General features: G+C 74.2%; 26 protein-coding genes, 2 pseudogenes and 1 riboswitch. Of the genes and pseudogenes, 11 read left to right on the top strand and 17 right to left on the bottom strand.

Annotated features, from left to right (window positions below):
* Positions 1-522: 522 nt before the first annotated feature.
* Both ACFWMZ_RS05830 and ACFWMZ_RS05835 read right to left on the bottom strand, forming a co-directional pair.
* A complete protein-coding gene (locus ACFWMZ_RS05830; protein WP_383178422.1) occupies positions 523-1,455 on the bottom strand; it encodes a M56 family metallopeptidase in 933 nt (310 codons plus the stop codon).
* A gap of 1 nt (position 1,456) precedes the next feature.
* The gene (locus ACFWMZ_RS05835; RefSeq protein ID WP_383178419.1) at positions 1,457-1,852 is read right to left on the bottom strand and encodes a BlaI/MecI/CopY family transcriptional regulator; all 396 of its coding nucleotides are present in this window, start codon (positions 1,850-1,852) and stop codon (positions 1,457-1,459) included.
* A gap of 355 nt (positions 1,853-2,207) precedes the next feature.
* Between ACFWMZ_RS05835 and ACFWMZ_RS05840 the strand changes: the two genes are divergently transcribed.
* The 3 genes from ACFWMZ_RS05840 (at position 2,208) to ACFWMZ_RS05850 (ending at position 4,184) form a co-directional block, all read left to right on the top strand.
* Positions 2,208-2,876 carry a hypothetical protein gene (locus tag ACFWMZ_RS05840; protein ID WP_383199696.1) on the top strand — a complete coding sequence of 223 codons (669 nt, stop codon included), beginning with the start codon at positions 2,208-2,210 and terminating at the stop codon, positions 2,874-2,876.
* A gap of 493 nt (positions 2,877-3,369) precedes the next feature.
* Positions 3,370-3,753, top strand: coding sequence for a GNAT family N-acetyltransferase (locus tag ACFWMZ_RS05845; protein WP_383178413.1), 384 nt, complete (start codon positions 3,370-3,372; stop codon positions 3,751-3,753).
* A gap of 167 nt (positions 3,754-3,920) precedes the next feature.
* The gene (locus ACFWMZ_RS05850) at positions 3,921-4,184 is read left to right on the top strand and encodes a DUF5133 domain-containing protein (RefSeq protein WP_383178410.1); all 264 of its coding nucleotides are present in this window, start codon (positions 3,921-3,923) and stop codon (positions 4,182-4,184) included.
* A 213-nt stretch (positions 4,185-4,397) separates the two neighbouring features.
* On the opposite strand, the gene ACFWMZ_RS05855 is transcribed toward ACFWMZ_RS05850, so the two are convergent.
* A complete protein-coding gene (locus ACFWMZ_RS05855) occupies positions 4,398-4,802 on the bottom strand; it encodes a VOC family protein (RefSeq protein ID WP_383178407.1) in 405 nt (134 codons plus the stop codon).
* A 174-nt stretch (positions 4,803-4,976) separates the two neighbouring features.
* Between ACFWMZ_RS05855 and ACFWMZ_RS05860 the strand changes: the two genes are divergently transcribed.
* Positions 4,977-5,615 (top strand): DUF4232 domain-containing protein, encoded by a 639-nt coding sequence (locus tag ACFWMZ_RS05860; RefSeq protein ID WP_383178404.1) that lies wholly within the window; start codon positions 4,977-4,979, stop codon positions 5,613-5,615.
* Positions 5,616-5,631: 16 nt separating this feature from the next.
* Here the strand turns inward: ACFWMZ_RS05860 and ACFWMZ_RS05865 are convergent, their stop codons facing one another.
* Positions 5,632-6,150: a hypothetical protein gene (locus tag ACFWMZ_RS05865; RefSeq protein WP_383178401.1), complete on the bottom strand. Its 519-nt coding sequence runs from the start codon at positions 6,148-6,150 to the stop codon at positions 5,632-5,634.
* Positions 6,151-6,386: 236 nt separating this feature from the next.
* Here ACFWMZ_RS05865 and ACFWMZ_RS05870 point away from each other — a divergent pair, with 236 nt between their 5' ends.
* Complete coding sequence (locus ACFWMZ_RS05870; protein WP_383178398.1) at positions 6,387-6,755, top strand: hypothetical protein; 369 nt, start codon at positions 6,387-6,389, stop codon at positions 6,753-6,755.
* A 17-nt stretch (positions 6,756-6,772) separates the two neighbouring features.
* On the opposite strand, the pseudogene ACFWMZ_RS05875 reads toward ACFWMZ_RS05870, so the two are convergent.
* The 6 genes and pseudogenes from ACFWMZ_RS05875 to ACFWMZ_RS05900 form a co-directional block, all read right to left on the bottom strand.
* Positions 6,773-7,100: pseudogene (locus tag ACFWMZ_RS05875) on the bottom strand (DUF1295 domain-containing protein); the annotation flags it as partial.
* 207 nt (positions 7,101-7,307) lie between these two features.
* Positions 7,308-7,808, bottom strand: coding sequence for a TspO/MBR family protein (locus ACFWMZ_RS05880; RefSeq protein ID WP_383178395.1), 501 nt, complete (start codon positions 7,806-7,808; stop codon positions 7,308-7,310).
* Between the two features lie 88 nt (positions 7,809-7,896).
* Positions 7,897-8,457: a DNA starvation/stationary phase protection protein Dps gene (dps, locus tag ACFWMZ_RS05885; RefSeq protein WP_383178392.1), complete on the bottom strand. Its 561-nt coding sequence runs from the start codon at positions 8,455-8,457 to the stop codon at positions 7,897-7,899.
* Positions 8,458-8,737: 280 nt separating this feature from the next.
* Positions 8,738-9,580 (bottom strand): ABC transporter ATP-binding protein, encoded by an 843-nt coding sequence (locus ACFWMZ_RS05890; protein ID WP_383178389.1) that lies wholly within the window; start codon positions 9,578-9,580, stop codon positions 8,738-8,740.
* Complete coding sequence (locus tag ACFWMZ_RS05895) at positions 9,577-10,641, bottom strand: FecCD family ABC transporter permease (protein WP_383178386.1); 1,065 nt, start codon at positions 10,639-10,641, stop codon at positions 9,577-9,579. The genes ACFWMZ_RS05890 and ACFWMZ_RS05895 overlap by 4 nt, the downstream gene beginning before the upstream one ends.
* A 6-nt stretch (positions 10,642-10,647) precedes the next feature.
* Entirely contained in the window at positions 10,648-11,646 is a 999-nt protein-coding gene (locus ACFWMZ_RS05900) for an ABC transporter substrate-binding protein (RefSeq protein ID WP_383199697.1), read from the bottom strand.
* 57 nt (positions 11,647-11,703) lie between these two features.
* Positions 11,704-11,791, bottom strand: a riboswitch (cobalamin riboswitch).
* A 195-nt stretch (positions 11,792-11,986) separates the two neighbouring features.
* On the opposite strand from ACFWMZ_RS05900, the gene ACFWMZ_RS05905 reads away from it, so the two are divergent.
* The gene (locus ACFWMZ_RS05905; protein ID WP_383178380.1) at positions 11,987-12,790 is read left to right on the top strand and encodes an IclR family transcriptional regulator; all 804 of its coding nucleotides are present in this window, start codon (positions 11,987-11,989) and stop codon (positions 12,788-12,790) included.
* A gap of 22 nt (positions 12,791-12,812) precedes the next feature.
* Here ACFWMZ_RS05905 and ACFWMZ_RS05910 read toward each other — a convergent pair whose 3' ends face one another.
* The 3 genes from ACFWMZ_RS05910 to ACFWMZ_RS05920 form a co-directional block, all read right to left on the bottom strand.
* Positions 12,813-13,622 carry an SAM-dependent methyltransferase gene (locus ACFWMZ_RS05910; protein WP_383178377.1) on the bottom strand — a complete coding sequence of 270 codons (810 nt, stop codon included), beginning with the start codon at positions 13,620-13,622 and terminating at the stop codon, positions 12,813-12,815.
* Between the two features lie 88 nt (positions 13,623-13,710).
* Positions 13,711-15,366, bottom strand: a complete 1,656-nt coding sequence (locus ACFWMZ_RS05915; RefSeq protein ID WP_383178374.1) for a SpoIIE family protein phosphatase — start codon at positions 15,364-15,366, stop codon at positions 13,711-13,713.
* Between the two features lie 175 nt (positions 15,367-15,541).
* Positions 15,542-16,462 carry an NADP-dependent oxidoreductase gene (locus ACFWMZ_RS05920; protein ID WP_383178371.1) on the bottom strand — a complete coding sequence of 307 codons (921 nt, stop codon included), beginning with the start codon at positions 16,460-16,462 and terminating at the stop codon, positions 15,542-15,544.
* Positions 16,463-16,532: 70 nt separating this feature from the next.
* On the opposite strand from ACFWMZ_RS05920, the gene ACFWMZ_RS05925 reads away from it, so the two are divergent.
* The 4 genes and pseudogenes from ACFWMZ_RS05925 to ACFWMZ_RS05940 all read left to right on the top strand — a co-directional run bounded on the left by ACFWMZ_RS05925 (position 16,533) and on the right by ACFWMZ_RS05940 (position 20,265).
* Positions 16,533-17,123: a TetR/AcrR family transcriptional regulator gene (locus ACFWMZ_RS05925; protein WP_383199699.1), complete on the top strand. Its 591-nt coding sequence runs from the start codon at positions 16,533-16,535 to the stop codon at positions 17,121-17,123.
* A 118-nt stretch (positions 17,124-17,241) separates the two neighbouring features.
* Positions 17,242-18,933 (top strand): urocanate hydratase, encoded by a 1,692-nt coding sequence (gene hutU / locus ACFWMZ_RS05930; protein WP_383199701.1) that lies wholly within the window; start codon positions 17,242-17,244, stop codon positions 18,931-18,933.
* 176 nt (positions 18,934-19,109) lie between these two features.
* A pseudogene (locus ACFWMZ_RS05935) lies at positions 19,110-19,885 on the top strand (phosphotransferase family protein).
* 116 nt (positions 19,886-20,001) lie between these two features.
* Entirely contained in the window at positions 20,002-20,265 is a 264-nt protein-coding gene (locus ACFWMZ_RS05940; protein ID WP_383199703.1) for a hypothetical protein, read from the top strand.
* Positions 20,266-20,294: 29 nt separating this feature from the next.
* Here the strand turns inward: ACFWMZ_RS05940 and tatA are convergent, their stop codons facing one another.
* Together tatA and ACFWMZ_RS05950 are read right to left on the bottom strand one after the other, a co-directional pair.
* On the bottom strand, positions 20,295-20,564 hold the full coding sequence (gene tatA, locus ACFWMZ_RS05945) for a Sec-independent protein translocase subunit TatA (RefSeq protein WP_383199705.1): 270 nt from the start codon (positions 20,562-20,564) through the stop codon (positions 20,295-20,297).
* Between the two features lie 232 nt (positions 20,565-20,796).
* Complete coding sequence (locus ACFWMZ_RS05950; RefSeq protein ID WP_383178354.1) at positions 20,797-22,299, bottom strand: SulP family inorganic anion transporter; 1,503 nt, start codon at positions 22,297-22,299, stop codon at positions 20,797-20,799.
* 400 nt (positions 22,300-22,699) lie between these two features.
* Between ACFWMZ_RS05950 and ACFWMZ_RS05955 the strand changes: the two genes are divergently transcribed.
* The gene (locus tag ACFWMZ_RS05955; RefSeq protein ID WP_383199707.1) at positions 22,700-23,095 is read left to right on the top strand and encodes a MerR family transcriptional regulator; all 396 of its coding nucleotides are present in this window, start codon (positions 22,700-22,702) and stop codon (positions 23,093-23,095) included.
* 251 nt (positions 23,096-23,346) lie between these two features.
* Here ACFWMZ_RS05955 and mgtA read toward each other — a convergent pair whose 3' ends face one another.
* Together mgtA and ACFWMZ_RS05965 are read right to left on the bottom strand one after the other, a co-directional pair.
* Complete coding sequence (mgtA, locus tag ACFWMZ_RS05960) at positions 23,347-26,004, bottom strand: magnesium-translocating P-type ATPase (RefSeq protein ID WP_383199709.1); 2,658 nt, start codon at positions 26,002-26,004, stop codon at positions 23,347-23,349.
* Entirely contained in the window at positions 25,997-26,353 is a 357-nt protein-coding gene (locus tag ACFWMZ_RS05965; protein ID WP_383178345.1) for an ArsR/SmtB family transcription factor, read from the bottom strand. The genes mgtA and ACFWMZ_RS05965 overlap by 8 nt, the downstream gene beginning before the upstream one ends.
* Positions 26,354-26,504 lie beyond the last annotated feature (151 nt).

Here is a 26,504-nt window from a genome sequence, read left to right on the forward strand (position 1 = left end):
CCGCCGGTGGGCGGGCAGACCGTCCCCCATTGCTCGGTCCGCCACCGTGACGGTGATGAATGGGAGAACCACCGCACCGCTCCACGACAGGGACCCCAGACGGCCACACCTGTCGGACGAAGGACTGCTCGGTGACGGCCCCTACCCACCACCGGCGGATAGTCGCCGACGAGACGGGAGGGCGGGGACGGGCCGGGGTGCCCCCGCAGCAAACTGACAACCTCGGCCGCCTTGAAGCGACTGACCCTTGAGCTGTCAGTTTGTGAGGAGGTACCCCGGCCCGGCCCCGCCCGCACCACCCGGCGAACGAACCGCGACCCCCAAGCCCGGCCGGCGCTTGAGGCCAATCAGTGACCGGCACGGGCAAGACGCGGCACAGCCACACCCCAGCCCGGCCGGCGATTGAGGCCAATCAGTGACCGGCACGGCCAAGCGGCGCCCAGCCAACCCCCAGCCCGGCCGGCGCCTGAGGCCGGCAGTGACCGGCACGGTCGGGATGGAGGGCGGGCACAAACGACAGCCCTACAGCGGCGTAGCCGCCTTGAGCACCAGCAGCAAGGTCAGGGCCGCGTTGGCCGAGGAGGCGGCGGAGGCCGCGGCCCCGGTGGTGGCCATGAGGAAGGCGAGCCCCGGCCGGGTCATGGCGGGCGGCAGGCGCCGCGGCGAGGGGGCGGGCCCCAGCAGCGCCGCCACCCGGCGCGGTACGGGCCCGGGCGCGGCCTCCGCGAAGGCCAGCCCGAGGCGCGGCCCGGCGCGGGAGCTGAGCGCCGCCCGGCCGACGGCGCGGGCGGTCAGGCGCCGGTCGCCGACGGCGAGGGCGGCCTCCTCGTCGGCCCAGCGCTCGGCCCCGTAGGCGACGGCGGAGCGCAGCGGGCGCAGCAGCGGGTTGAGGCAGGCGGCGAGGCGGACGGCGAGCAGGAGCCGGTGGTGGCGCCCGTCGAGGTGGGCCTGTTCGTGGGCGAGCAGGGCGTGCCGCTCACCGGGGTCGAGGCTCTCCAGCATGGCCCGGGAGACGACGATGCGGCCGGGCCGCCCGGGCAGGGCGTAGGCGTACGGCTCGGGGTCGGGCAGCACGGCGGGGCGCGCCCCCGGCATCCCCGCCAGGGCGCGGCGGGTGCGCAGGCGCAGCCGGGCCTCGCGGACCAGGGTGAGGGCGCAGGCGGTGAGCGCGGCGAGGAGGGCGAGGAGGGCGGCGCTGCCGGTCACCTCGTCGTAGGGGACGACGGCGCGGACCTCGGGGGCGGCCCAGGCGTCGGGGAGCGGGTTGCCCGGGAGGCGGGCCGTCCCGGCGACGACGAGCAGGGCGAGGCAGAGGGTGCTGCACACCGCGAGGACCAGGCTGAGCGCGGCGAGCAGCCGGGTGCCGGTGCGCGGGTGGAGGTGCTGCTCGGCGAGGCGGGCTATGGGGTGCGCGGTGAGCGGCAGGATCAGCGGGAGGAAGACGAAGAGTCCCATGTCAGCCGCCGTCGGTGTCGCCCCGGGCGCTCTCCAGCAGGGCCCGCAGAAGACGCTCGTCGTCGCCGGAGAGTGAGGAGACGAAGCTGGTGAGGACGGCGTCGCGGTCGCGTTCGCCGTCCAGGACGCGGCGCATCCGCAGAGCGGCGAGCCCGGCCTCGTCGGCGGCGGCCGTCCAGAGGAAGGCGCGTCCGGAGCGCTCGCGGGTGACGGCGTTCTTGGCGCAGAGCCGCGACAGGATGGTCATGACGGTGGTGTACGCGAGGTCGCCGCCGAGGCGTTCGCGGACCCAGGCGGCCGAGACGGGCTCGTCCGCGGTGTGCAGCACGGCGAGGACCTGTGCCTCCAGCTCGCCCTGTCCGCGCCGCCTGCCGGCCTGTGCGTTCTCCTCGGCCATGCGGCCACCTCCCGTTGTCCGACCCGACGGCTCCCATTCTCCGGGATGGGCGGGGATGGCGGGGACACCTCCGCCGATCAGGGGCGGGGGCCCGCCGGTACGCCCCGGGGGCAGACGACGGCAAGGCCGCCCGGGCAGCGCCGACCGGAGCCCGCACCCCACCCCGTCGCACATCCGTCGCGGCCCCGTCGCGAAACTGGCAGACAGTCACCACGCGATCCGCACACCCCGGAGGGCAACCTTCCCGCTGAGACAGGACCCGGACAAACGGGGGATCATTTCGGCACCGGTCCGCCCCTAGTGTCCGTGACGTCAGCAGGGAAACACCGCACTTCGAACGCCGCTGGAGATCACGATGCGTACACGTCTCACCACCCGTTCCGCCCGCCTCGTCCTGGCCGCCACCGCCGTGGCCGCGCTCGCCGTGACCACCACCGCCTGCGGCCCCGAGGACAACGGCGCGGCGCCCGCCGCCTCCGCCGCCGATTCCGCCAAGGGCGGCGGCGCCGACAGCGGCGGTGACTCCGGCGAGGAGGAAGCGGGCTCCGCCACCGGGACCCAGAGCAGCAAGGGCGGCGAGAGCAGCGGCAGCGGTGAGCAGGAGAAGGACGGCTACGGGCAGTCCTGCGGCACCAACGACCTGGACTTCACGCTCACCCCCAAGTCCCAGGCCGGCGGCTACTACCAGGTCACCGCCAAGGCGAAGTCGGGGATCACCTGCTACCTGGACGTCAACACGCCCAGCGTCTCCTTCGGGTCGAACGCCGAGGGCGTGGCCTCCCCCGTCGGGCAGGGCGGGGAGGACCCGATCAAGCTGAGCGGCTCCGCCGTCGCCTACACCGGCATCAACCCGAAGACCACCAAGGAGAACTCCGGCACGGAGTTCGAGCACGTCATCATCGCCACCACCGAGGACGACCCCCACCCCGCCCAGCTCAAGCTCCCCGAGCCGGCCCTCGTCGAGAAGCCGATCGTCACCAACTGGTCCGTCAACGCCTCCGAGACCGTGCCGATCCTGGTCTGACCCCTCGGTGACGGGCCCCGCACCAGGGGCCCGTCCGGCGTCACGGGCCGGACGGGCCGGACGGGCGGGAGAGCCCTGAGGGCAGCCGCACAGGCGGAGGGGCCGCACAGGCGGAGGGGGCCGGGCAGGCCGACGGGGACCTCGTCCTGGTCGTGATCGAGGTCCCCGCCGGCGGTCCCGCAGACGGAATGCGGGACCGGAGGGGCACCGGGACCACGGCCGGGTGGCCGCCGTCAGAAGGTCCCGGGTGCCGGGATGTGGACGGGCCGTGCGGTGCACGGGGCCTTCCGGGGGCCTCCCGGTGGCCGTAAGCACTCCGTCGGTCCGAAGCTGTGAAGGTGCGCCGCGCGAGTGGCGCCACGGCGGAACAGGCCCGGATCGCGGCCCTGGCCCGCCTGGATCTCTACAGTAATGTAGAACTCACCTGGGTCGGCAAGTGCCCACCACATTCCCCGGAGACGGGCCCCCTCCGGGCCGAGGCCGGGAGCCGCCCGTGACGCGACACCCCCGCTCCATCAGACCCGAGCCCGACGCCGCCCCCGCCTTCCACGCCACCTCGGGCGAGGATCCGGCGGGCCCCCGCGAACTGGTCGTCCGGGACAGCGCCGACCGCGAGATCGGCAAGGTCGAGTTCCGGATCTGCCGCGCCTGCGGCACCGGCCACGTCGACTCGGTCACCGTCGCCCCGTCCTGGCAGGGCCAGGGCCTGGCCCGCGAGGCCCTGCACCGCATCCTCCCGGACGACCTCACCCTGACCTGGACCACCTCCCGCCAGAGCGGCCAGGGCCGCGCCTTCTTCGCGGCGGTCACGGAGGAGACGGGGATCCCCTTTCCGGCGGGGCAGCCGGGGTGTGCGCATCTGCGGGGCCCGGGCTGAGGCAGACCGGCGGGCGCCGGGCCCTCCCCCGGTTGACGTGGGCCGGCGGCGTGACAGCACTCACCCCGGCGGCCGGGGGCGGTCTCCGTCCGGTGCGGCGGGGTGAGCATGGGAAGCGCGTACGCGGACATACGGAGATCAGCCTCATGAAGAAAGGGCCGCCACCCATGATCACCCCTCTTCCCCAGCTCCTGCGTACGCTGCTGTCCCGCTATGCCCAGGCACGCATCTCACAGTTCGAGTGCGACACGGCGGCCAACCGGCGGGCCCTGGGGGACGCCGCCTACACCCTGTGCGTCACCACCGGGACTCGCGACATCAAGGAAGCCCTGTACAGGGCGGACGACCTGCTGGCCGGAAACTGCCCGGAGGTCGGGCTCTCGGGGCCCACTCCCGGCAGGGAGCGGGCCGCTCAGCCCTTGGTCGCCTGACCCCCGGCACCTGGTCGGTGACGGCGGCCGGCAGTTGCTCGTCGGCCGCGCCGCCGGCTGCGATCAGCGCGTCGACTGCGTCGCCGGGCGGCTCGCCGCCGTACGCGAAACCGAGGAAAGACCCGCCTCACGCACCCGGTGGACGGCCGGTCCCCACCCGGTCCGCGCCGGAGTGGAAGGTGGACTTGGGGCAGGGGGACCGGCCCTGACGCGTCAGCCGGACGGCCGGTCGCCGCCGCCGCCGCTGGGTGCGTGGCTCAGGTCGACCACGCAGAAGATGTTGTCGTCCGGGTCGGCGAGGACCACGAAGTCGGGCTCGGGCGGGTACAGCTCCCAGTCGACGGTGCGCGCGCCGAGCCCGACCAGGCGGCGTACCTCCGCCTGCTGCTCCTCGGCCGAGTCGGTGAAGAGGTCCAGGTGGAGGCGGGGGCGCGGTTCGGGCGGGGACTCGCTGTACAGCACGGCGAGGGCCCGGCCCGAGCCGTCGGCGTGGTAGAGCGTCCGCCACGTGTCGGAGCGCCATTCCTCCGTCGCCACCAGATTCAGGGCCGCCGTCCAGAAGGCGACCGCGCGGGGGACGTCCGTGACACCGATGACGGGGATACCGAGTCGCAGCATGCGGCGAGCCTAGGGCCCGACACGCCCGGCGGCCACCTGTAACAGGAATGTCTGCGTGTAACAGACATGTATGAAGGGCCGGTCGGGCGGAACGGCCCACCGGGCCGGGTGGGTCTACATGATCAGCAAGGCTCGCTCGTACCGGGCACACGTCACGACCGCTAAGGAAGAACGATGCGCGCTCAGAAGATCACCCTCGCCGCTCTGGCCCTCGTCACCGGCCTCTCCCTCACCGCCTGCCAGGGCGACGACGACGCCGCCGCGAGCGCGCCGGACGCGGGTTCGCCCTCCTCTTCCTCCTCGTCGGACGGGGCGTCGGGCGACGGCGGCGCGGCCGACGGGACGGACGCGGCGACCGGCGGCGAGTCGGCCACCTCGGAGGCGCCCGAGGGCAGCGGCGGCGGCCAGATCAACACCGGGCCCTGCGAGACGTCGGACCTCGACATCAGCAGCGCCCACGGCATGGGCGAAGGCACCCTGCACATCGCCTTCAAGAACACCGGCGACGCCTGCTTCCTCAAGGGCTTCCCGGGCGTCGACCTCAAGGCCGACAGCGGCCCGGGCGGCATCAACTCCAACCGCAGCGACCTCGCCACCCCCACCGTCGTCCTCAAGACCGGCGAGTCGACCCGCGCCACCCTCCACTACCCGGCCAACGACTCCGGCGGCTCCGGCGTCGACATCACCCTGCTCGTCGTCACCCCGCCCAACGAGACCCACTCCAAGACCATCCCGACCAAGATCAACGTCCCCGTCTCCGACCACTCCACCTCGGACGTCACGATCGACCCGGTCGGCACCGGCAAGCAGTGAGCCCAGTGGGGCCGCGTCAGCCGACGGGCCCCCAGTCACGGCGCGGACGCGGCGGCTCCGCCGGGAGTTCCGGCACGCGAGCCGCCCGCCGCCGCCCCCGGACCCCGTCGCGCGCCCTCCCGTACAGCAGCGCGACGAGACCGCCGAGCGCGGGCAGCCCGAGAAGCCCCGCGAGCCCGACCGCGAACCACCCCTGGCTGTCGCCGTCGCTCAGATCGCGGACACCACTGACGGCGAGCGCCACCACCACGACGACCCAGGGCAGCAGCCACGGCCAGGGGGAGGGCTCCGGCACCGGCTCCCCGCGCCGCCCCTCGCAGTACGCCGCGTACCAGTAGCGGGCACACCACCAGGCGACCGCGAAGGCAGACCCCGCTCCCGCCACGACCCCCACACGTGCGAGCACGTCCAGGCGCTCGCGGATGGCGACGACCGTGAGGACCGCCCCGAAGAACCCCATGAAGAGGCACAACACCGTGCCGACCGTGAGGCGGCGCCACCGAGAGCCGTCGAGTACGCGAGGCGAGATGTACATTGCTCCACCCTAGGGACGGACGGGCCGCCGAGCCCGGCCGGCACCTGAGGCCACGGTTCCAGTCCGGCCGGCGCTTGAGGCCATCTCGTCAGCCCGTCCGGCGCCTGAGGCCGTCTCGTCAGCCCGGCCGGCGCTTGAGGCCACCCCGTTCGCCCCGTCGCAAGGGTGCGGGCGCACCCGGGGGGGCAGGCCTGGGGCGAAGCCCCAGTGACGCGAACCCCCGACCGGAGGTCGAGATGCACACCCCCTTGCTCCGCGCCGTAGGCGCCGCCACGGCCGTGTACGGCGCCCTGGTGACCGCCCGCCCAGCCCTTCTGGCCCGCCCGTCGGGCCTGACCACGCCGGACGGCGGGGTCGCGAGGGAGACGGAGATCTGCCTCCGTCCCCTGGTCTGGCGCGACCTGGCCGTGGGGATCGCCATGGCCACGGCCCCGGAGGGCCCTGCCCTGCGTACGGCCACCGCCGTACGCATCGCCTCCGACCTGGGCGACGCCCTGCTGCTCGGCCCGACCCTGGACCGCGCGTACCGTCCGAAGGTCCTCGCGGTCTCGGTCGGCTGGGCCGCCCTCTCGGTGATCGGTCTGTACGCCCGCCGGGGCAAATGACCGGCGCCCGGAGCCGCCTACCGCCTGGGCGGCAGCGGGAAGAACCCGCTGGCGCGCTCCCGGTGGGCGGCGTACCCGGGGCGCTCGGCCATGTGCCGCTCCAGCAGGGCCTTCCCGCTGCCGAAGATGAGCAGGTACGACATGACGAGCGGGGCGGCCACCGTGGCCCCGGCGACCGCCGGGTCCGCGCAGACCAGCAGGAACAGCCCCCACCAGACGCAGAAGTCGCCGAAGTGGTTCGGGTGGCGGGTCCAGGACCACAGGCCCCCGGTCCATGATCCGCCCCTTGCTGGCCGGATCGGCCTTGAAACGGGCGAGCTGCGCGTCCCCGACCGCCTCGCCGGCGCCCCGGGCGGCGGCGCGCAGGGCGAGTTCGCCCCAGCCGGTGCCGATCTCCAGCAGGCGGGTTCGGCGAAGAGCCGCAGCAGGTGCGGGCAGGTCCGCTCGTTGTGCACGAGGAACCCGGAGTCGACCGACCGGACCATCCCGTCGAGCATTCGGCCATGATGGCCTGACTGAATCATTCAGTCATACGTTCGCGGCCGTGCCCCCTCATTCGTTGCTCACCCAGATCGCCCAGTTCAGCGCCCCCGCGAACGCCACCCAGCACAGGTACGGCAGCAGGAGGGCGGCGGCCCTGCGGTCGATCCGGAGGAAGAGCAGGATCGTCGCGACGATGGCCATGGCCAGCAGGGCGATGTCGGCGAAGGCGAGACCGTACTGGCCGGCGCCGAAGAAGAGGGGTGTCCAGGCGAGGTTGAGGGCGAGTTGCGCGCCCCAGGCCGTCATGGCGCGGCGGCGGCCGCGGTGGGTGGTGCGGGCGACGAGCCACCCGGCGACGGCGATGGTGACGTACAGGACCGTCCAGACCGGGCCGAAGAGCCAGGCGGGCGGGGCCCAGGCCGGGCGGTCGAGGGAGGCGTAGGTCTCGCCCGCGTCGCTCGCGGCGAGGCCGCCGACGGCCGCGACGGCGAAGCAGAGGACCAGCAGGCCCAGCAGGAGCGGCCAGCCGCCCGCGCGGTTCACCGTCGGCGGGCGGGAGCTGCGGGCCATGGGGCCTCCTGTCTGCGGATTCGTCGCGGCGTCGTGGGCCACGCCGGCACGGCTGGGGTGCCGACGCGCCTGCCCGCGCCCGGCCGGATCAGTCGGTGGCGCGCTCGGCGGCCGACTCCTCGGTGGAGGCTCCGGCGGTACGCAGCGAGCCGCCCGAGGTCTCCAGGTGGGCGCGGACGAACCACTGGAACTGCTCCAGGTCGCGCAGCTGCTCGATGAGGAGGTCCTCGGTGGCCGGGTCGATCTCGCCCGCCTGGGCGACGGCCTTGCGGACATCCTCGACGACCCCGGTGTAGACGACGTCCAGGGCGCCGAGGTGGGAGATGGCGTCGCCCCGGCCGATGCTGTAGTCCTCCCAGGTGCGGGCGGAGACCAGCGCGCCGGGCGTGCCCTTGGCGACGCCGCCGAGCGCCGCGATCCGCTCGGCCACGTCGTCGGCCATGTCACGGACCCGGTCGACCTGCGGGTCGAGCATCTCGTGCACCGCGATGAAGTGCGGGCCGATCACGTTCCAGTGGATGTGCTTCAGCGTCAGGTGGAGGTCGTTGAGGGCGTACAGCCGCAGGCGCAGCAGGTCGATGAGTTTGCCGCCCTGCTCGACCGTGAGGCCGGGGACGGTGTAGCGGGGGGTGGTGGTGTCAGCGGGCATGGTGTGTGTCGTCCGTCCTGTGCGGGGGCCACCGGGGGTGCGGTGAGCTGGTGATCCCTTTCTGTTCCCCGTGATCGCGTGGCCCACCGCGCGCCCACTCGACGGAGTGACACCACCGGCCGGGTATTGACGCCATGCGGGCGAGAGCGGGCAGGGCGCCCTCACTCCGGGGAAGTGCCCTCACCCGCGGAGGGACCCGGCTGCCTCCGGGGGCGGAACTCATCGGCGCCGGGCGGGCTTTCGGCCCGGCGCGCGCGGCGTGCGGGGGCGCCCGCCCCGCCTACTCCGGCACGTAGACCACGTTCGGCGCCCCCGTCACCGGGTGCGGGGCGACGCGGGTGTGGACGCCGTAGACCTCGTGGAGGAGGTCTTCGGTGAGGACTTCGGTGGGGGTGCCGGTGGCGACGAGGCGGCCGGCGGCGAGGACGTAGAGGCGGTCGCAGTAGGCGGCGGCGAGGTTGAGGTCGTGGAGGACGACGAGGACGGTCGGGGGGAGGGTGCGGGCCAGGTGGAGGATGTCCAGCTGGTAGCGGATGTCGAGGTGGTTGGTGGGCTCGTCCAGGGCGAGGATGCGGGGGCGCTGGACGAGGGCGCGGGCGATCAGGGCGCGTTGGCGTTCGCCGCCGGAGAGTTCGTCCAGGCGGCGGTCGGCGAGGTGGGCGGCGCCGACGCGTTCCAGGGCGGCCCGCACCTGGACGGCGTCCTCGGCGGTGTCGCCCTCCCAGAACCGCTTGTGCGGGCTGTGCCCCATGGCGACGGTCTCGCGGACGGTGAGGCCGAAGGCGCCGGTCGCGTCCTGCGGTACGGCGGCGACCAGGCGGGCCCGCTCCTTGGCGCTCAGCCCGGCCGCGTCCTGCCCGTCGAGGAGGAGGCGGCCGGAGGTGGCGGTGAGGGTGCCGTAGACGCAGCGCAGCAAGGTGGTCTTGCCGCTGCCGTTGGGGCCGACCACGCCGACGGTCTCGCCGGGGGACACCTCCAGGTCGACGCCGTCGAGGAGGACGGCGCCCTCGCGGCCGCGGCCGGGCGGGGGGAGGCGGTAGCCGAGCGCTTCGGCGCGCAGGGAGCCGGGCGGGGCGGCGCCGAATCCGGGGTCGGTGGGGGCGGGGGCGGTGCGGTGGCTCATCCGACGATTCCTTCTCCGCGGGAGGACCGCCGCAGCAGCCAGAGGAAGAACGGGCCGCCGGTGAGGGCGGTGACGACGCCGACGGGGATCTCCTCGGGCGAGGCGACGGTCCGGGCGACCAGGTCGGCGACGACGAGGAAGAGGGCGCCGCCGAGCGCGGTGACCGGCAGCAGTCTGCGGTGCCCGGCGCCGACCAGCAGGCGGGCGGCGTGCGGCACCATCAGGCCGATGAAGCCGATCGCCCCGCTGACCGCGACCAGCACGCCGACCACCAGGGAGGCGAGGACGAAGGCGGCGGCGCGGAACCGGTGGGTGTCCAGGCCGAGGACGGTGGCGCCCTCCTCCCCGGCGAGGAGCAGGTCGAGCGGCCTGGAGAGGGCGAGCAGCAGGGCGGTCCCCACGATCAGCACGGCGGCCGGGAGGAAGAGGCCGTCCCAGCGGGCGCCGCCGAGGCCGCCGAGGGTCCAGAAGAGGATGGCGCGGGCGTGCTCGGCCTTGCTGGAGAGCACCAGGGCGAGGCTGGTCAGCGCGGAGAGGATGTACTGCACGGCGACCCCGGCGAGGATGAGCCTGCCGGTGGTCATGGTTCCGCCGCGCCGCGCCATCGCGTAGACGACGACCAGCGCGCCCATCGAGCCGGTGAAGGCGGCGACGGGCAGGGCGACCGTGCCGAGCAGGCCGGTGCCGACGCCCGCGACGATGACGAGGACCGCCCCGGTGGAGGCGCCCGAGGAGGCGCCGAGCAGGAACGGGTCGGCCAGCGGGTTGCGGACCAGCGCCTGGAGGACCGTACCGGCGACGGCGAGCCCCGCGCCGACGACGACGGCGAGCAGCACGCGCGGCAGCCGCACGTTCCAGATGACCGGCGCCAGCGGCGTCGGCTCGCTGCCGGTGAGCGCGGCCAGCACCTCGCCGGGCGGAATGCGGACGGAGCCGAGGGCGAGCCCGGCGACGCCCGCGACGAGCAGCAGCCCGGTGAGGAGGGTCAGGACGACGGGGTACGGCAGGGCCCGGCGGCGGGACTTGACCGCCGCCGGGGTGTCCGCGAGGGCGGTCACCACGGGGCCCTACCGGGCGGCGCGGTCGGGGTGGAGCTGGTCCGCCAGCTCGTCCACGGCGTCGGGGACGCGTGGGCCGAGGACGGCGGAGGAGAGCGGCAGGACGGCGAACCGCCTGTTCTTGACGGCCGGCACGTCCTTGAGCGCCGGGTCGTTCAGGAGCTGCTTCTTCTTGGCGGAGACGGGCGTGCCGCCGTAGTCGTAGATGACGGCGATCTCCGGCTGGCGCTCGACGACCTTCTCCCAGGAGACGTCGCCGAAGGACTTGTCGAGGTCGGCGAAGACGTTGCGGCCGCCGGCGCGGGTGACGATGTCGTTGCCGATGCCGTGGCCGCCGGCGGTGAAGGCGGAGCTGTCGCCGCTGTCGAAGACGAAGACGGCGGGCTTCTTCGCGCCCTTGAGCCGTTCGGCGGTGGCCGCGAGCTGCTTCTTCTCCTCGGCTATCAGCTTCTCGGCCCGCTCGGGCACGCCGAACGTCCGGGCCACCTCGCGCAGTTCCTTGCGCAGCTCCTTGACGCCGACCGGTCCTTCGGTGCAGCCCTCGACGTTGAGACGGGTGGCGATGCCGTCCTCGACCAGGGCGGAACGGTCGCGGCCCTCGCCCTTGTCGAAGGCGCTCGGGTAGCCGCCGTAGACGAAGTCGGGGGCGGCGGCGATCAGCTTCTCGTGCGAGGGGTACTCGTCGGCGACGACCTCGATCTGGTCGTAGGCCGCGCGGTACTCGGGGAGGATCTTGTCGTCCAGGAAGGCGGTGCCCACCATCCGGTCCTCCAGGCCGAGGGCGAGCATGACCTCGGTGACGTGCTGGTTCATCGTCACGGCCCGCTCGGGCGCCTTCTCGAAGGTGGTCTTCACCCCGCAGTTGGTGACGGTGTACGGGAAGCCCTTGCCGCCCTTTTCCCCCTTGGCCTCGGCCGGGCTGTCGCCGCCGGCGCCGCAGGCGGTGAGCGGGAGGAGGAGCGCCGCGGTGGCGGCGAGCGCGCGCGGGGCGCGACGGGGTCCGGACATGACCGTGCCTCTCCGGGGGATGACCGCGTCCCCTGGTAGTGCGGAAAGGCGGCGGGTCAGTGTCGGACTCCCAGGCCCGCCCGCGTGTACGCGCCGCGCCTGGTCACCGTGGCGGGACCGCGCCGGATTCGCACCGGCTTCCTGTCCTCCGCCGCCTGGGTGAACGCCGCGATTCTGCCACGGGGGAGACGGAGGTTCCGGGGCGAGGCGGGGAGACCGTCCTCACACCGGGCGAGGGGGAGCGCTGAGGGACGTCCGCGACGGCCCGGCCCGTGCGCCCGGCGCCCGGGGCGGCCATGCTGGTCCCCGACCGCCCAGCCCCGCCGACCACGGAGCCCCGTTGCCCCCACCCCCCTCCTCCAGCGCCTCCCCCGCCGTCGCCCGCGCCCTCGACATCCTGCTGCACCTCGCCGGGCGCACCGGCCCGGTGCGCGCGGCCACGCTGGCGCGGGAGTTGGGGATGCCCCGGTCGTCGGCGTACCACATTCTCAGCGTGCTGGCGGATCGCGGGTTCGTCACCTATCTGCCGGGCGAGCGGGCGTACGGGCTCGGGGTCTCCGCCTTCGAGATCGGGTCGGCCTATCTGCGGCACGAGCCCCTCGAACGGCTCGCGCAGCCGGTGGTGCGGCGGCTCGCGGCACGGCTCGGACAGACCGTGCACCTCGGGGTGGTCTACGGCGCCGAGACCGTCTACCTGCTGAAGGAGCGGCCGTCCGCCGCGTCCGCCGCCGCCGACACCGCCCTCGTCACCGACATCGGGGTCCGCCTCCCGGCCCACCTGACCGCCAGCGGCCGCGCGATCCTCGCCCACCTCCCCGAGGCGCAGGTCCGCGCCCTCTATCCGCGCCCCGGCGACCTCATCACCCGCACCGGCCGGGGCCCGCGCTCGCTCACCGAACTCCTCGGTCTGCTCGCCGCCGACCGCGCCCGCGGCTGGTCCGAGGAGACCGAACTCGTCTCCGGGGGCCTGCGCTCCCTGGGCACCGCCGTCTTCGACCACCACGGCCACCCCGTCGCCGCCCTCTCCACCACCTGGCAGCGCCACTACGCGCCGCACGCCACCGACCGGGTACGGGACGACCTGGCGCGGGCGGCGGCCCGGCTGACCTCGGCGGTGTCGGGGCGGGCGCCGGACAGCGGCTGAGGGGCGGGGGCCCGGCGTGGGGTCAGCGCTTCCGGGCGACCGCCCCGTACATGGCGATGTCGCGGCTCTCGATGCCTTCCTGCTCGGGGCCGGGGCGCCAAGCGTGGACCTGGGTGACTCCCGGTTCCAGCAGGTCCATCCCGTCGAAGAAGGAGGTGGCGGTCTCCAGGTCGCGCAGCACCATCGGCATGCCCTGCTGCCGGTACTCCGCCGCCACCCGGTCGACCTCCTCGGGGGCGAAGTCCGCGGTGCCGATGGTCATCGCCAGACAGCTGCCGGACGGCAGCGGGTCCAGTAGCCGCTGGACCAGGCGCCGGTCGTCCGGGGGCAGGATGAAGTGCATGATGCCGATGACCATCAGGCCGACCGGCCGGTCCAGGTCGATGAGGTCGCGGAACTCGGGGCTGTCCAGAATGGCGTCCGGGTCGTGCATGTCCGCGTCCACGTAGGCGGTGGCGCCCTCGGGCGTGCTCCGCAGCAGGGCGCGGGCGTGGGCCAGGACGATGGGGTCGTTGTCGACGTAGACCACGTGCGACTGAGGCGCGACCTCCTGCACCACCTCGTGCAGGTTGGGTGAGGTCGGCAGGCCCGTCCCGACGTCGAGGAACTGGCGGATGCCGTGCTCCTCGGCGAGATGACGGGCCGCGCGGTGCATGAACCGCCGGTTCTCCAGCATGTGGACGGGGAGGGCGGGCCAGTGCTCGCACATCACGTCGCCCGCCTCGGCGTCCACGGGGTAGTGGTCCTTGCCGCCCAGGATGTAGTCGTAGACGCGGGCGGAGTGGGCTCGCGAGGTCACGAGAGTGCTCGGGCGCTGGTGCGGGGTGTTCATGCGGCGTCTCTTTCGCTCAAGGATGGTCGTCTTCCTCTGCCTGTCCCGGGAAGCCCCGGGACATGTGCGCGGTGGGGGCGTCGTGGCGTCACCGGTCCGCCCGGGCCTGCAGAGCTATGACGGCGATGTCGTCCAGGCGGTTCTGGACCGGCGGCAGGAATCCCTGGACCAGGGCGGGCACGGACACCCCCTGCCCGGCCAGTTCGTCGGTCCGCTCGCGCAGGCGCCGGAGATTGTGGCCGATGTCGGTGCCCGGTGTCTCCACGAGCCCGTCGGTGTAGAACACCAGGACGTCCCCCTCCCGCAGGACCGCGTGCAGGTCGGTGCGGGGGAAGGCGTCGACGACGCACAGCGGCGGGTCCGCGGTCGTCAGGCCGTGCAGGTACCGCGCGGGCTGCCCGGCCGGGATCAGCAGGGGCGGGGGATGTCCGGCGTTGGACAAGGTGATGTGCCAGACCCCCTCGGTCTCGCGGCGCAGGATCGCGTGGACCGCCGTGATCATCGACGGGCTGTCGAGCGCCTGCACGATCCGGTCCAGGCGGCTCAGGGTGGTGGCGGGGCTGACGTCGGGGCCGCTGTCGTAGGCGAGGGCCCGCAGCATGCTGTTGACGCGGCCCATGGCGGTGGCCGCGTCCACGTCGTGGCCCACGATGTCGCCGATGGAGAGGGCGAGCGCGTCCGGCCCGAGCTTGACGGCGTCGTACCAGTCCCCGCCGACCTCGGCGTCCGAGTCGGCCGGGTGGTAGAGCGCCGTACTGACGAGGCCGTCGACGGACGGCGGGGCGGCGAGGAAGGACTGCTGCAGGGCGAGGGCCGTCTCGCGGGCGCTCTGCAGCTCCATGGTCCGCCGCAAGGGGCCGCTCATCTGCTGGAACACCTCCTGCAGCAGCCAGAGGTCACCCTCGTCCGGGGGCGGGTTGCCCCGGCAGGTCGCGGTGGCGGCCAGCGCGACGGTCCGCCCGGACACCACGACGGGCACCAGCGCCACGCTGGTCGCCTCGGCCTCGCGCAGCCACCGGCCGGAGGCGGGCGACATCCCCTCCTCGGACGGCTGCCCCCGGGGGAAGGTCAGCAGTTGCGCCTTCTGCTCGCGCATCGCCTGTTGCGCGACCGGCCCCAGGAGGAAATCCGGCCCCAGCGGAGACAGGGCGGGCAGGCCGGGGGCGAGGTCCACGCGCTCGATCGACGCCGCGGCCGACGGGCTCCCCGTACGCCAGAAGTCGCTCTCCGTCTCGCTCGGCAGGAGGAAGATGGCGACCGCGTCGGCGAGTTCGGGCACGACGGCGGCCGCGGTCGTCATGAAGGCCTCGCTGAGGTCGCGGGCGGCCGGTACCGGGGCCATGCGGGCCAGCAGCTTCTCCCGTGTCCGGGTGCGCCAGTGCTCCTCGGCGTCGGCGACACTGCCCACCCACTCCACCTCTCCGGCGTGGTCCTGGACGGGTGTGGCGACGATCCGCACGTGCCGGTGGCGGCCGGGGTCACCCTCCACCCGCAGCCGCACGATGGCGTCCACGGGGGAACGCTGCCGGGTGGCGCGGCGCCACTGGCGCTGGAACCAGTCCCGGTCCTTCGGATGGACCGCGTCCGTCCACGAGCCGTCCCCGTCGGGATGCCACAGCTTCTCCTCCACCCCGCCGCCCACCAGCGTGGTGACGACCCCGTCGGGCGACATCACCCAGACCGTCTGGGGCTCGGCGCCGAGCAGCGCCTGGTACCGCAGAAGGAGGCGGTCGCTGTCGGTCACCGCTCCCTCCTTCATTGGCGATACCGGCGCCCGGGCGGCGGCAGGGCTTCCGCCGGCGGCGGGTGGGCCTGCGGGCGCCTCGCACAGCGGAGCGACCCACGCGTCGAGCGCCGAGGGAAGACCCCCTTCCGCTGCGCCAGTATCTCCCCCTTCCGGGCCGACAGCACGCCAGGACCTAGGCAGGCGCCTGGGCGGTGTGCTCGTCCACGATCAGCACCCGCCGCCCCCGCGTGTGCCCCGCCTGGCTGTCGACGTGGGCCCGCGCGGCGTCGGCAAGGGGGTACGCGCGGTCGACCGGGATGTGGAGGTGGCCCCGGGTGAGGAGGGCGACGGTCTCCGCGAGGGCCTGCGGGACGCTTCCGGCCGTGCCGGAGAAACGGACACCCAGGTCCGGTGCGGTGAGGTCGGCGATGGAGACGACCTTGCGCGGGTCGCCGGTCAGCTCGACCAGTTCGCGGATCACCCCCGCACCGGCCAGGTCCAGCGCGGCGTCGACGCGGCCGAGCCGACGCACCCGCCCGGCCCAGCCCTCGCCGTACGTCGTGGCGCGGGCTCCCAGGCCGCGCAGGTACTCCTGGTTGGCGGCCCCGGCCGTGCCGATCACCGCGACGCCCCGGGCGCGGGCGACCTGGAGCACCGCCGAGCCCACCCCGCCGGAGGCGCCGCTGACCAGCAGCGTCTGTCCGGGGCGTACGCCCACCTCGCGCAGGACGCGCAGCGCGGTCTCCATCACGGAGGGGTACCCGGCCGCCTCCTCGAAGGTCAGCCCTTCGGGCATCCGGGCCCAGGCCGACAGCACGGCGAACTCGGCGTAGGTGTCCGTGCCTTCGCCGAACACGCGGTCACCGACGCGGACGTCTTCGACGCCCTCGCCGACCTCGTCCACCACGCCGGAGGCGTCCAGCCCGAGCCCGGCGGGGAGTGCGGTCGGGTGGGCGCCGAGTTTCTGGCCCTCGCGGATTCTCCAGTCGACCGGGTTCACGCCCGCCGCCCGCACGGCGATCCGTATCCGGCCGGGGCCCGCGTGGGGCTCCTCGGCCTCGGTCAGCCGGAGCACGTCGGGACCGCCGAACTCGGTGAAGCTCACTTTTCTCATGCCGGAGAACTTAGCACTAACGGTTAGCTTTTTGGAACTGATCCACTTTTGTCGCTGATAGCGTGAGCCCATGACCGTCCCGACCCCGACCGGGCGCCGCGAGCGCAAGAAGGCCGCCACCCGTCAGAAGATCGCCGACACCGCCCTGCGGCTCTTCCTGGAGCGCGGGTACGACGCGGTGGGCATCCGCGAGGTGGCCGCCGAGGCGGACGTGGCCGTCACCACGCTCTTCTCCCACTTCGCCTCGAAAGAGGCCCTGGTGTTCGAGCAGGACGCCGACTTCGAGCGCCGCCTCGCCGAGGCGGTCACCGGCCGGGCGCCGGACGAGCCGCTCGTCCCGGTCCTGCGCCGAGAGGTCGAGGCCCTGGTGCGGCACTGCACGGCCGACGAGGCCGCCCCGCTCTGGCACCTCATCGACTCCTCCCCCGCGCTGCGGCAGTACGAAGCGTCGATGCGGCTGCGCCACGCCGAGTCCCTGGCCCTGGCCGTCGCCGCCGCTCCCGGGGAGCCCAGGACCACCACGGCCTGCCGCGCCCTCGCCCGGTTCGCGATCGACGCCTACGCGCTGGCCCGGGACGCCGACGACCCCCGGGCCGCCCTGGACGAGGTCTTCCCGATGATCGAGGCGGCCTGGGCGGCGACCGGCCCGGCCCGCTCGTAGGCCCCCCACCTCCGCCGTCTCGGATCCGAGATTTCGCGGCGCGCCCTCTGGTCCGCTCCTCCGCCGGGACCTGTCATGGGGGCACCCGGTCCGCCCGGCCCACCCCCAGGAGGCAGCAGTGAGCAGCGTTTCCCCGGAATCCACGGACTCCCCCGCCACCGTCCCCGCCCCGGTCCGTGCCGCGCGCGGCACCGAGCTGAGCTGCCTCGGCTGGCAGCAGGAGGGCGCGCTGCGGATGCTCATGAACAACCTCGACCCGGAGGTGGCCGAGCACCCCGAGGAGCTGGTGGTCTACGGCGGCACCGGCAAGGCGGCCCGGAACTGGGAGGCTTACCACGCCATCGTCCGCACCCTGCGCACCCTCAAGGACGACGAGACGCTCCTCGTCCAGTCCGGCAAGCCCGTCGGCGTGCTGCGCACCAGCGAGTGGGCGCCGCGCGTGCTCATCGCCAACTCCCACCTGGTCGGCGACTGGGCCAACTGGGAGGAGTTCCGCAAGCTGGAGCAGCGCGGGCTCATCATGTACGGCCAGATGACGGCCGGTTCGTGGATCTACATCGGCAGCCAGGGCATCCTCCAGGGCACCTTCGAGACCTTCGGCGCCGTCGCCCGCAAGCGGTTCGGCGGCTCCCTGGCCGGGACGATCACGCTGACCGCCGGGCTCGGCGGCATGGGTGGCGCCCAGCCGCTCGCCATCACCATGAACGACGGCGTCGCCCTCTGCGTGGAGGCCGACCCGACCCGCATCGCCCGCCGTATCGAGCGCCGCTACCTGGACGTCGCCGCCGACGACATCGACCACGCCCTGCGCCTGGCCACCGAGGCCCGCGACGCCCGCCGCCCGCTCTCCATCGGCCTTCAGGGCAACGCCGCCGAGCTCTTCCCCGAGCTGCTGCGCCGGGGCGCCCCGATCGACATCGTCACCGACCAGACGTCGGCCCACGACCCGCTCGCCTACCTCCCCGAAGGCGTCACCGTGGCCGAGTGGCGCGCCCTGGCCGCCGCCGACCCGGCCGCCTTCACCGAGCGGGCCCGCGCCTCCATGGCCCGGCACGTGGAGGCGATGGTCGGCTTCCAGGACGCGGGCGCAGAGGTCTTCGACTACGGCAACTCGATCCGTGACGAGGCCCGCAAGGGCGGCTACGACCGGGCGTTCGCCTTCCCCGGCTTCGTCCCCGCCTACATCCGGCCGCTCTTCGAGGAGGGCCGCGGCCCGTTCCGCTGGGCGGCGCTCTCCGGCGACCCGAAGGACATCGAGGCGACCGACCGCGCGCTGATCGAGCTCTTCCCCGACAACACCCACCTGCACCGCTGGCTGAAGATGGCCGGCGAACGCGTCACCTACGAGGGCCTGCCCGCCCGCATCTGCTGGCTCGGCTACGGCGAACGCCACCGCGCCGGGCTCCGCTTCAACGAGATGGTCGCCTCCGGCGAACTCTCCGCCCCCGTCGTGCTGGGCCGCGACCACCTCGACTCCGGCTCGGTCGCCTCCCCCTACCGCGAGACCGAGGGCATGCTCGACGGCTCCGACGCCATCGCGGACTGGCCGCTGCTCAACGCCCTGGTCAACACCGCCTCCGGGGCCACCTGGGTCTCCCTGCACCACGGCGGCGGCGTCGGCATGGGCCGCTCGATCCACGCGGGCCAGGTCTGCGTCGCCGACGGCACCGACCTCGCCGCCGCCAAGCTGGAGCGCGTCCTCACCAACGACCCCGCCATGGGCGTCCTGCGCCACACCGACGCGGGCTACCCGCACGCGAGCGAGGTGGCCCGGGAGCGCGGGGTGCGGGTGCCGATGAACGAGGGGTGACCCGGCGGCCGGCAGGGCGGGCGCCACCCGCTCCGGGCCGGGTGCCCGGCGCCGGACGCCCGCCCTCTCGACGCCCCGGGAAAAGGGCGAGGGGCGGAGCCGGGCCACTGGGTAAGGTGCGCGAGTTGCTCCGCCGGAAGAGGCGGGGCGACGCTCGCGGGAGAGAGACCGGAGACATGCGGGAGTCCGAAGTTCGGCGAGCGATGGCCGCCGCCACGTCGATCGCCTCGTCACTCGGCCTGCCGGCCGGCGACGCGGTCGTCCTGCACGACTCCAACAAGCTCACGCTGCGGCTGCTGCCCGCCGACGTCCTGGCCCGGGTGGCTCCCGTGGCCGACCAGGTCGCGGAGTTCGAGGTCGGTCTCGCTCAGCGGCTGGCCGGGGCCGGGTGCCCGGTGGGCACGCTCGATCCCCGGTGGAGCCGCGCGTCCATGAGCGGGACGGCTTCGCGGTCACGCTGTGGACCTACTACGCGCCCGTGGCGCCTGGCGAGCTCGCACCGGCCGACTATGCCCGCGCGCTCGTACGGCTCCACACCGGCATGCGTGAACTCGACGTTCCCGCGCCCCGGTTCACGGAGCGCGTCGCGCGGGCCGAGCGGCTTGTGGCGGACCGCGACCGCACGCCCGGCGCCGGGCAGTTGCTGCACGGCGAGCCGCACCCGGGGAACGTGCTCCCCACGGAGAACGGCCCGCTCTTCATCGACCTGGAGACCTGTTGCCGGGGCCCCGTCGAGTTCGACCTGGCCCACACGCCGGAGGAGGTCGGCGCGCACTATCCGGGCGTCGACCGGGAGTTGTTGCGCCAGTGCCGGCTCCTCGTGCTGGCACTCATCACGGTGTGGCGCTGGGACCGGGACGACCGGTTCCCGGAGGGGCGCCGGCTGGGCACGGAGTGGCTGGGCCTGCTCCGGGCGGCACTGGGCGACCACGGCCCGGGGACTCAGGGCTGATCACGGGGCCCCGCTCGCACGCGGCGCAGACCTTCCGACTTGCCGGAAGAGCGGCAGAGTCGGCGCGGCTCGATCTCTTCAACAGTTGCGTAATTGTACAATTATGCTTGCTCGACATGGATGACGTGACGCCCGCGAACAGCCCGCCCCCTCCCCGCCCCGACCGGTCCGAACTCGCCGAACTGCACGGCGGCCCCGCCGCAGGACTGCGCCTGCGCGTCACGGATCGCCCGGCGGTCCTCCAGATCACGCGCCCGTGCCCCGTGGAAGAGGCGCCCGGCGGCGACGAGTTCGGCATCACCGAGGTGTACGTCTACCGGCGCGACTGGCGGATGAAGAGCCCACCCCTGCGGTACGGGTACGACCCGGCGAGCCCGTAGGCCCGAGGGGGAGGCGGGCCGGGCCAGGGTCAGGCGGCAGGGGACCCGGACCGCTCGGCCCCCGTGCCTGCGGCCCGCCCTGCCGCGCCCTCGCCGGCAGCGGCCTCTCCCACCGCCCCCTCCCCCGCCGAGGCGGCGCCGCCCTCTTCCTCCTTCAGCGCCCGCGCCTCGCTCTTCAGGATGCGCAGGGAGCGCCCCAGCCCCCGTGCCGCGTCGGGCAGTTTCTTCGAGCCGAAGAGCACGATCACCACGAGGGCCACGATCAGCAGATGCCAGGGCCGCAGGGCGTTGGCGTACATGGCGGGGGCGTCCTCTCCTCGTACGGCGCGGCACCCCCGGGGGCGCCCCGCCTCATCAGTTGCCGGCTTGCGCAACCATAACAACCGGTGGTCGACGGCGAGGTCTGCGGGGATGGCGCGGCGAGCAGGCGGACGGACGGCCCCGACCCCCGGGCCCGCCCCCGAGGTGCCGGGTGTGGGAACGGCGAAGGACCCCGGCGGGGGCCGGGGTCCTTCGGATCTCGCAGGGCCGTCAGTGACTGGCGAGTTCGCCGGTGAGCCTGCCGTGGAGGTCGGCGCTCAGGTCGTTCAGGCCGATGATCTCCACCCTCTTACCGCGCTGCGCGTACTTGGTTTCGACCGCGTCCAGGGCTGCCACCGAGGAGGCGTCCCAGATGTGGGCGGCGCTCAGGTCGATGACGACCTTTTCGGGGTCGGTGGCGTAGTTGAACTGGCCGACGAGGTCGTTGGAGGAGGCGAAGAACAGCTCACCGGTCACGGAGTAGACGACGCCGGCGTCGTCCGGGCCTGCGACGGCGGTGACGCGGGCGAGGTGGGCGACGCGCTTGGCGAAGATGACCATGGCGGTGACGGAGCCGACGACGACGCCGATGGCGAGGTTGCCGGTGGCGACCACCACGACCACGGTGACGGCCATGACGGTGATCTCCCCGGCGGGCATCCGCTTCAGGGTCTTGGGGGCGATGGAGTGCCAGTCGAAGGTCGCGAACGACACCATGACCATCACGGCGACCAGGGCGGCCATGGGGATGTCGGAGACGACCGGGCCGAAGACGATGCACAGGACCATCAGGAACGCGCCCGCGAGGAAGGTCGAGAGTCGGGTGCGGGCTCCGGAGACCTTCACGTTGATCATGGTCTGGCCGATCATGGCGCAGCCGCCCATGCCGCCGAAGAAGCCGGTGACGATGTTGGCGACGCCCTGACCGATCGACTCGCGGGTCTTGGAGGAGGGGGTGTCGGTGATGTCGTCGACGAGCTTCGCGGTCATCAGCGATTCCATCAGGCCGACCAGCGCCATCGCGAGCGCGTACGGCGCGATCGTCGTCAGCGTGTCGAGGGTGAACGGCACGTCCGGCAGACCGGGGACGGGCAGGGAGGACGGCAGGGCGCCCTTGTCGCCCACGGTCGGCACCGCGATCCCGGCCGCGACCGTGATGACGGTCAGGACGACGATCGAGACGAGCGGGGCCGGGATCACCTTGGTGACCTTCGGGAAGAACACCATCAGCGCGAGGCCGCCGACGAGCAGCGGGTAGACCGCCCAGGGCACGTCGCGCATCTCGGGAACCTGCGCCATGAAGATCAGGATCGCGAGGGCGTTGACGAAGCCGACCATCACCGAACGCGGCACGAACCGCATCAGCTTCGCCACCCCCAGCGCGCCGAGCGCGATCTGGACAACGCCCGCGAGGATGACGGCGGCGACCAGGTAGCCCAGGCCGTACTCCTGGTTCAGGGGGGCGATGACCAGGGCGACGGCGCCGGTGGCGGCGGAGATCATCGCACGGCGGCCACCGACGACCGAGATGACCACGGCCATGGTGAACGAGGCGAACAGTCCGACCGCGGGGTCGACCCCGGCGATGATCGAGAACGAGATCGCCTCGGGGATCAGGGCGAGGGCGACGACGAGGCCCGCGAGGACCTCGGTGCGCCAGACTTTCGGGTTGTTCAGCCAGTCGGGCTTGAGGCCGCGCAGCCGCGCGGCGGGAGTCACAGCAACAGAGGACAAGGAGACGTGTACCTGTCGTACTCGGGCACACCGCGGGCAGGCCGGAGCGTGCGGGAAAGGGAGCGCGGGAGACCGGCAGTCATCCCGCGGGCGGTCCGAGGCGGGCCGGGGAAGCCGTGGAGGACGTGAGCCGGCGACCTGGGCGGTGCCCGGCTGGGCAGGTCACGTCCGAAGGCGAAGGGTCACGGCGGGCAGGCGGCGGCGATCGACGTCATGGGCTCGCACACGCTCTCTCCTGCAAGAATCGGGGCTTCGCCGGGGGCGCCATCGGCCTCGGAACGGCAAAGCGGGGCGGCCGGGCCGCCCTCACCATCATCAACTCTACCCTAACGTTAGGGTAGGGATTGGTGGGCCGCACGGGACGCGGACCACTGCGACGGGAAGGGCCAGGAGAACGGGCGTGGACGACAGGCACATGCAGATCGGCGAGGTCGCCGCGCGGACGGAGCTGTCCCTGCGCACCATCCGGCACTACGAGGAGACCGGCCTGGTCGTCCCCTCCGCCCGGTCCCAGGGCGGCTTCCGCCTCTACACCGAGACCGACGTCGCTCGCCTCGTGGTCATCCGCCGCATGAAGCCGCTGGGCTTCACCTTGGAGCAGATGCGCGACCTGCTGGCCGCCACCGACCGCCTGGACGGCGACGACGCCCTTGAAGACGGCGAACGCGAACTGCTGCTGGAGCGCGTACGGGCCTACCGGCAGACCGCCGCCGAGCAAGTGGAGAAGCTGCGCGTCCAACTGGCACGCGCCGAGGACTTCGCCGCCACCCTGGGCGCCCACCTGGAAGCCAGGTAACCCGGTGTGCGCACAGCGGGTCACGTGACGAACCTGACGGACAGGTCCCAGCCGGCCCGCCCGGTCGCCGTTGCCCGCCGCCGCGGAGGGGAGAGCCTCCGCGGAGGGGAGAGCCGCCGCGGAGGGGAGAGCCTCCGCGGAGGGACTCGTTGTCGGCACTCAGGCGCTGGACGGCTGCGATCGCGACCTCCAGTCGTGCGGCCAGGTCGCGCTTGCCGGCCCGCGGTCGCGCGTTGCCGGCCTCAGCCTGGTCACGGCTGAGCGGGGCCGCCAGGGGCCGGCCCCGGGTCGGCCGCCCGCTCGTGCCGTCTCCGGGCGACGGCGAGCACCGCCGCGTACAGGGCCAGCACGGTGGCGAGCAGGGCGTAGTACAGCGGAGGCAGCGTGCCCATCGCGAGGAGGGGGCCGAGCGGGGAGAGCGGCAGCAGGACGCCGATGACCGCCAGTCCGAGGGCGGCCCGGTGGACGGGGCCCGCGCCCCTGCCCTCGGCGGCGTGGCGGCCGCCGCGCAGGACGACCATGACGAGGGCCTGGGTGAGCAGGTTCTCGGTGAACCACCCGGCGTGGAAGACCTCCTGGGAGGTGTGGACGCCGCGGGTGGTGAGGGCGAGGACACCGAAGGTGGCCACGTCGGCGGCGGCGTTGATGAGCCCGAAGCCGGTGATGAAGCGGAGGAAGCCGTGCGGGCGCAGCCGGATCGGGCGGCGCAGCACGGCACGCGAGGGGCGTTCGTAGGCGAAGGCGAGCTGGGCGGCGTCGAAGCAGAGGTTCTGCACCAGGACCTGAGCCGGGAGCATCGGCAGGAACGGCAGCAGCAGGGCGGTGGCGAGCATCGCGAAGACGTTGCCGAGGTTGGAGGAGAGGGTGATGCGCAGGTAGGTGCCGATGTTGCCGCCGCTGTGCCGTCCGGCGGTGATCGCCCGGTCGACGGCGGCCAGGTCCTTCTCGGCGAGGACGACGTCGGCGCTCTCCCGTACGGCGTCCACGGACTCGCGGGGGCAGAGGCCGACGTCGGCGGCGTGCAGGGCGGGCAGGTCGTTGACGCCGTCGCCGAGGAAGCCGACGGTGTGCCCGGCGGTGCGCAGCGCGGTGACGATCCGGGCCTTGTGCTCGGGCCCGCACCGCGCGAAGACCGTCGTACGCCGGGCCGTGGCGCCCAGTTCGGCGTCGGTGAGCCGGTCGGCCTCGGCGGCGGTGAGCACCCGGCCGGGGTCCAGGCCGAGGGCGCGGCAGACCTGGGCGGCGGTGCCCGGGTGGTCCCCGGTGAGGATCTTGACGCCGACCCCGCGCCCGGCCAGTTCCCCGAGGGCGTCGGCGGCGGTCGGAGCGAGGGCGTCGCCGAAGGTGACGAGGCCGCGGAAGGTCAGCCCCCGCTCGTCGGCGTGGCTCCACCCGCCCTGCCGGGCGGGCCGCTCGGCGACGGCCACCGCGAGCAGCCGGGCCCCGGCGGCGGCCTCGGCGGCGGCGAGGCCGAGGAGCCGGGCGCGTTCGGTGGCGTCCAGGGCGCACCGGTCGAGGACCTGCTCGACGGCGCCCTTGACGACGAGCGTGTGGCGGCCGAGCCGGCCCGGGGTGCGGACGACGGCGGTGGAGAGGCGGCGGACCGGGTCGAAGGGGAGCGCGGCGACGCCCTCGGGCCCGTCGGCGGCCTCGCCCCCGGCGGCCTCCAGCACCGCCTCGTCCAGGGCGTCGGGGACGGGCAGGTCCGCGAGGTGCAGGGTCCACCAGGCGTTGGCCCCGGCCCACCGCAGCACCTCGGGGTCGTCGCGGCCGTCGGCGCCGAGGGCGCGGGTGACGACGGGCCGGTCCTGGGTGAGGGTGCCGGTCTTGTCGAGGCAGAGCACGTCGACGGCGCCGAGGTCGTGCAGGGCGGGCAGCCGGGTGACGATGACCCGGTGGTCGCGGGCGAGCCGGGCGGCGCCGCGGGCCAGCGCCGTGGTGACCACCACCGGCAGCATCTCGGGGGTGAGCCCGACCGCGACCGCCACCGCGAACGGCAGCGTCTCCAGCCCGCGCCCGTGCAGCGCCGCGCCGGCGACGAGGACCAGCGGCGGGGTGAGCAGCATGAAGCGGATCAGTGTCCAGGAGATGCCGTGCACCGACCGGTCGAAGGCGGTGAACCGCCGCTGCCCGCCCGCCCGGTGGGCGGCGGCGAACCGGGTGCCCGCGCCGGTGGCGGTGACCAGGGCGGTGGCGCTGCCGTAGGCGACGCTGCTGCCCTGGAAGCAGAGGTGCGGCGGGGCGAACGGGCCGGGCGGCGCCGGTCCTGGCTCCTGCACGGCGTCCTTGGGGACCGGCGCCGACTCCCCGGTCAGCGCCTGCTGGTGGACGCTGAGCCCGGTCGCCCGCAGCAGCCGTACGTCGGCCGGGACCAGACCGCCCGGCCCGAGCCGGACCACGTCGCCGGGGACCACCTCGCCGACCGGTACCTCCCGCGCCTCGGGCGCCGCCTCGCCGTCGGCGCGGCGCACCACGGTGGCCGTGGTCGGCAGCAGGTCGCGCAGCAGGGCGACGGAACGGTCCGCCCGGTGCTCCCCGGAGGCCCGCAGTACGCAGCTCACCAGCACCAGGGAGCAGATCACGGTGGCCGTGCCCCACGCGGCGACGGCGGCGGAGAGCACGCCGAGGCAGAGCAGCACGGTGGTGAAGGGGTCGCGCAGGCTGCGCAGGAGACGGCGGCGCCGGGTGACGGGGCGGCGGGCCGGGGGGACGTTCTCCCCGTACCGGGCGAGCCGCCGGGTGGCCTCGTCCTCGGTGAGGCCGCGCGGGCCGCTGCCGTGGGCGCGGAGCAGCTGGAGCGCGGTGAGCCCTGCGGCGTCCGGGGCGGCGGGGGTCTCGGTGGTGTCGGGGGCGGGTGGCTGGGGTGGTACGGGTGCGGCCGCCCTGCGGACGGCCGCCCGGTCAGCCACCGGCTCCGCGCAGGCGCCGGGGCCGGTCCGCCGCCGCCGCTTCCTCGGCGAGCCGCCCGACCATCGACTGGACGACGGTCACCACGTCCGGGTCGTCGACGAAGTAGACCTGGCGGCGGCCCTCACGCCGGGAGCGGACGAGACCGGCGAGCTTGAGCTTGGTCAGGTGCTGGCTGACGGCGGGCAGCGCCCCGCCGACCCGCTGGGCGAGCCCGCTCACGTCGCTCTCGCCCTCGGCCAGCGCCCAGACGATGTGCAGCCGCGCGGCGGAGGAGAGGAGCCCGAAGGTGGTGGCCGCGGCGGCGAGCACCTCGGCGGGCGGGTCCTGGAACCCGGCGTCCTGCGCCACTGTCGCTCTCCCTCTCCAGCCCCGGTCGGCCCCCTGCCTCACCGGCGTCCTGGCCCGTGGGCGTCCGGCCCGTCGGCGGGGTCAGTCTAGGCCCTGTCCGGCGGATCTCCGTGGGCCTGCGACGCCTGGCACGCACTCTCGCCGTACGCCC

Source organism: Streptomyces sp. NPDC058373, from assembly GCF_042723275.1.
GTDB lineage: Bacteria > Actinomycetota > Actinomycetes > Streptomycetales > Streptomycetaceae > Streptomyces.